This is a genomic window from Pseudomonas sp. SDO5215_S409 (genome assembly GCF_054071325.1).
This window is the reverse complement of sequence record NZ_JBSVWN010000117.1, coordinates 1-4,429: the sequence shown is the minus strand read 5'-3', so window position 1 is coordinate 4,429 and position 4,429 is coordinate 1. Positions and strand designations below refer to the sequence as shown.

Genomic DNA, 4,429 nt, shown 5'->3' with positions numbered 1-4,429 from the left:
AACGGGATCGGCGTATTTCACCATATTTGGAAGTCTTCTTCAGGATTTCCCTAACCAGGCCGGTTCGCTACTGTCCGCGGCCCCGGCGTCTTCGCCCGCAACCCGGGTTAACGCAGGTTATATTCCGGTGCCCAAACTGGACCGGCTGATGGAGTTGCGCGATGCGGTGGTGGCGCTCAACGGCCCGCTGGCAAATGACCCTGGCCTTCGGGAAAACGTACACAACCTGCTGTTCAACGACGAGGCGAGCGAGCGGGTGCTGGGCAAAGTCAGCGGCCCGCTCACCCCGTTTTCCGCGCGCTGAATGCATTTAACTGCAAAATACTTGCACTTAACCTTCATTAATATGCATTGGCGTCAGCCTAAACCGATCGGCACACTACGCCTGTTCCTCCCCCAATGCAGGAACTGAGTTTTAAAGGACTTTTCCGGGCAACCCGACAAGTCCTTTTTTTTGCCCGCCTTTTGCCATGGACCTGTCCGATGCTCGCACGCTGGTTGCCCTCTGCCATCAACACCCGCCCTACCGAATGGAGCCGCGCCGCCTTGGGCATGGCGCTGGGCACTTTGTTTGCCGTGTGGGTGTGTGCCCAGCTTTTTGGCAGGGAGGTCGCCTTGCACCTGATCGGCCCGCTGGGTGCCTCGGCCGTGCTGCTGTTTGCCGTCTCATCCGGCGCGCTGGCGCAGCCCTGGTCGATTATCGGCAGCTATTTATGTGCGGGCGTGGTGGCATTGCTGGTGGCGCGGGTGCTCGGTCGCTCCCTGGAAAGCGCCTGCCTGGCCGCTGGCATGACGGTCATCCTGATCTGCTGGCTGCGTTGCCTGCACCCACCGGCAGGCGGCCTGGCGATGAGCCTGGTGCTGGCAGACCCCGCCTCGGTCGCCTTGGGTTGGCACGAACTGGGCGCGGTCATGCTCGGCGCGGGCGCTTTGCTGACGTTTGCCCTGGCCTACAACAACGCGACGCGCACGCGTTACCCCAAAGGCGCCCTCGAAACCCCGGCGCCAGCGTTTATGCCCACTTCGGTGGAGAACCCCGGCATTACCGCCCAGGACCTGCAACGGGCGCTGGCCGAGCGCGAGCAATTCTTTGACGTCACCCCACAGGAGCTTGAAGATTTGATCCAGGCCAGTGAGCGGCATGCTCGCCGACGCGCCATCGGGGCCGTGTTCCAGCGCTGAGGGCGCTGCAAAAATGCAAACCTGACCTGCACGTATCCGGGTTGTACTGGGCAAATTTGCACTGGTAGCATCGCGAGATGGTTCGTTCGCGAACACCTTGATAAAGAACAATAAAAGCAGGGAGTTAGAGATGACTGCTCAGGTTTTATCCGAGCCACGCGATGCCGAAATCCGCACACATGAAGTCCTGGCCGAGGTGCGTAACCATATCGGCCACCTCACCCTCAATCGCCCCGCGGGCCTGAATGCCCTCACCCTGGACATGGTCCGCAGCCTCAACCGCCACTTGCAGGCCTGGGCCGACGACACCGACGTGCACGCCGTGGTGTTGCGCGGCAGCGGCGAAAAGGCCTTTTGCGCGGGCGGCGATATCCGCTCGCTCTACGACAGCTTCAAAGGCGGCGACACGCTGCACGAAGACTTTTTTGTCGAGGAATACGCGCTGGACCTCGCCATCCACCACTACCGCAAACCGATCCTGGCGCTGATGGACGGCTTTGTACTGGGCGGCGGCATGGGCCTGGTACAAGGCGCCGACGTGCGCTTGGTCACCGAGCGCAGCCGACTGGGCATGCCGGAAGTCGGCATCGGCTATTTCCCGGACGTGGGCGGCAGCTATTTCCTGCCGCGTATTCCCGGTGAACTGGGGATCTACCTGGGCGTGACCGGCGTGCAGATTCGCGCCGCCGACGCGCTGTACTGCGGGTTGGCGGACTGGTATCTGGACAGCAGCAAACTCGCCGAACTGGACCGCCAACTCGACCACCTGAATTGGCGCACCTCCCCGCTCAAAGACTTGCAAAGCCTGCTCGCCACCCTGGCGGTGCAGCAACTGCCCGACGCCCCGCTGGCCGCCCTGCGCCCGGCCATCGACCACTTCTTCGCCCTGCCAGACGTGCCCGCCATCGTCGAACAGCTGCAGCAGGTCAGCGTTGCCCAGAGCCGGGAGTGGGCGCAGGCCACCGCCGACCTGATGCTCACCCGCTCGCCCCTGGCCATGGCGGTGACGTTGCAGATGCTGCGCCAGGGCCGCGACCTGCCGCTGGAACACTGCTTCGCCCTGGAACTGCACCTGGACCGGCAATGGTTCGCCCGGGGTGACTTGATCGAAGGCGTGCGCGCCCTGCTGATCGACAAGGACAAGACCCCGCGCTGGAACCCGCCCACCCTGCAAGCGCTGGACGCCGCCCACGTCGACAGCTTCTTCCAAGGCTTCGAGCAGAACAGGAACTAAGCCATGCAAGATATTGAATTTACGGAAGAACAGATCATGATCCGCGACATGGCTCGGGACTTTGCCCGAGGCGAAATCGCCCCCCACGCCCAGGCCTGGGAAAAAGCCGGCTGGATCGACGACGCCCTGGTGGCCAAGATGGGCGAATTGGGTTTGTTGGGCATGGTGGTGCCCGAAGAATGGGGCGGCACCTACGTTGACTACGTGGCCTATGCCCTGGCAGTGGAAGAAATCTCGGCAGGCGACGGCGCCACGGGTGCGCTGATGAGTATCCACAATTCAGTGGGTTGCGGGCCTATTCTCAACTACGGCTCACAAGCGCAAAAGGAAACCTGGCTGGCGCAGCTTGCCAGCGGCCAGGCCATTGGCTGCTTTTGCCTGACCGAACCGCAGGCCGGTTCCGAAGCCCACAACCTACGCACCCGCGCCGAACTGCACGACGGCCACTGGGTGATCAACGGCGCCAAACAGTTTGTGAGCAACGGCAAGCGCGCCAAACTGGCGATCGTGTTTGCCGTGACCGACCCGGCGCTGGGCAAAAAAGGCATTTCCGCCTTTCTGGTGCCCACCGACACCCCGGGTTTTGTGGTGGACCGCACCGAACACAAAATGGGCATCCGCGCCTCGGACACCTGCGCCGTCACCCTGAACCACTGCCGCGTGCCTGAAGCCAACCTGCTCGGCGAGCGCGGCAAAGGCCTGGCCATTGCCCTCTCCAACCTCGAAGGCGGCCGCATCGGCATCGCCGCCCAAGCCCTGGGCATCGCCCGCGCCGCGTTTGACGCAGCCCTGGCCTACGCCCAGGAGCGCACGCAGTTCGACAAGGCAATCATCGAACACCAGAGCGTGGCCAACCTGCTGGCCGACATGCACACCCGCCTGAACGCCGCCCGCCTGCTGATCCTGCACGCCGCAAGGCTCAGAAGCGCAGGCAAGCCCTGCCTGTCGGAAGCCTCCCAGGCCAAACTGTTCGCCTCGGAAATGGCCGAAAAAGTCTGCTCGTCCGCCATGCAGATCCACGGCGGCTATGGCTATCTAGAGGACTACCCGGTGGAACGCTACTACCGCGACGCGCGGATCACGCAGATTTACGAGGGCACCAGCGAGATACAGCGGATGGTGATTGCGCGGGCGTTGAAGCGTTAGGACATGCCCCCGATCAGATTCAAGGCTGCGCTGGAATACGCCTGAATACCTGATCGGGGGCCTTTATGAGCCAGATGTGCTGTTCCGATCCAGCGAGCACGTTGACCGGAGCGTCTGCCCGACACACCTTGAGATGTTACACAGGCACCCGTCCATGCGCTCCCGGCAGCTTTGCAATTTCCGCTCGCCTGGTGCGTCGGGAAGCGCTGCCCCCTTCAAGGCCCTGTTCTAGAGATTGCTTTCCGATTGCGTCAACAGGGACATTTAGGTATTCAAAATACTTGCCGATAACGGGTTGATATCTAAACCAAGGAGTTGTTTTTGAACATCTGTTTGCTGGCCCTTTTTTCTGCGCTGTTGCTGAGTGGCTGTGGCTCTACTAATTACGAGCAGCCGATACAAGAGCAGCCTTACGATCAGACAACCTCCGCAAGGATCCGTCTTTTCGGAAACAACGGTTTGCCCGTCGCAATCAATCCTGGACAAGACTGCGCTTCGAGCAAAGAACCTCTTTTTGCCTACGGCTATACCGTTGCAGATAAGGTCAATTCCACCCTAGGACAACACACCAAACGAAGTATAGGAATGCCTGCGTCATGGAGAAGCGACCATCTGAGCTATGGCGAGTCGTACTCAGAGTTTGTTATCCCCGCAGGAGCCCCTTCTGTGGTCTTGATGAAAATGGTCACCGACCAAGTGTTTTGTGTGCCGCCTACCCGAGTATTTACTCCTGAGCCGGGTAAGGACTATGAGGCATACCTTGACCGGCATGACGGGAAATGCGCCGGGAGGGTGTCAGAAATTTTGTGTTCGGATCGTGTCCCTGGAAGTGGTGTAACTCATCATGGCCTTGGCCGCTGAGTTTGC

At 61.1% G+C, this 4,429-nt stretch carries 5 protein-coding genes; all 5 read left to right on the top strand.

The features are described 5' to 3' along the window. Window positions 1-304 (top strand): type VI secretion system contractile sheath small subunit (locus ACW9H9_RS28265; protein WP_457346650.1); only part of this gene is annotated, 304 nt, incomplete at its 5' end. A 179-nt stretch (window positions 305-483) separates the two neighbouring features. Continuing rightward, window positions 484-1,182: an HPP family protein gene (locus tag ACW9H9_RS28260; protein WP_457346649.1), complete on the top strand. Its 699-nt coding sequence runs from the start codon at window positions 484-486 to the stop codon at window positions 1,180-1,182. Window positions 1,183-1,312: 130 nt separating this feature from the next. Further along, window positions 1,313-2,416 carry an enoyl-CoA hydratase/isomerase family protein gene (locus ACW9H9_RS28255; RefSeq protein ID WP_457346648.1) on the top strand — a complete coding sequence of 368 codons (1,104 nt, stop codon included), beginning with the start codon at window positions 1,313-1,315 and terminating at the stop codon, window positions 2,414-2,416. Window positions 2,417-2,419: 3 nt separating this feature from the next. Then, window positions 2,420-3,562, top strand: a complete 1,143-nt coding sequence (locus ACW9H9_RS28250) for an acyl-CoA dehydrogenase family protein (protein ID WP_457346647.1) — start codon at window positions 2,420-2,422, stop codon at window positions 3,560-3,562. A 321-nt stretch (window positions 3,563-3,883) separates the two neighbouring features. After that, window positions 3,884-4,423 carry a hypothetical protein gene (locus ACW9H9_RS28245; RefSeq protein WP_457346646.1) on the top strand — a complete coding sequence of 180 codons (540 nt, stop codon included), beginning with the start codon at window positions 3,884-3,886 and terminating at the stop codon, window positions 4,421-4,423. The last annotated feature ends 6 nt before the right edge of the window (window positions 4,424-4,429 follow it).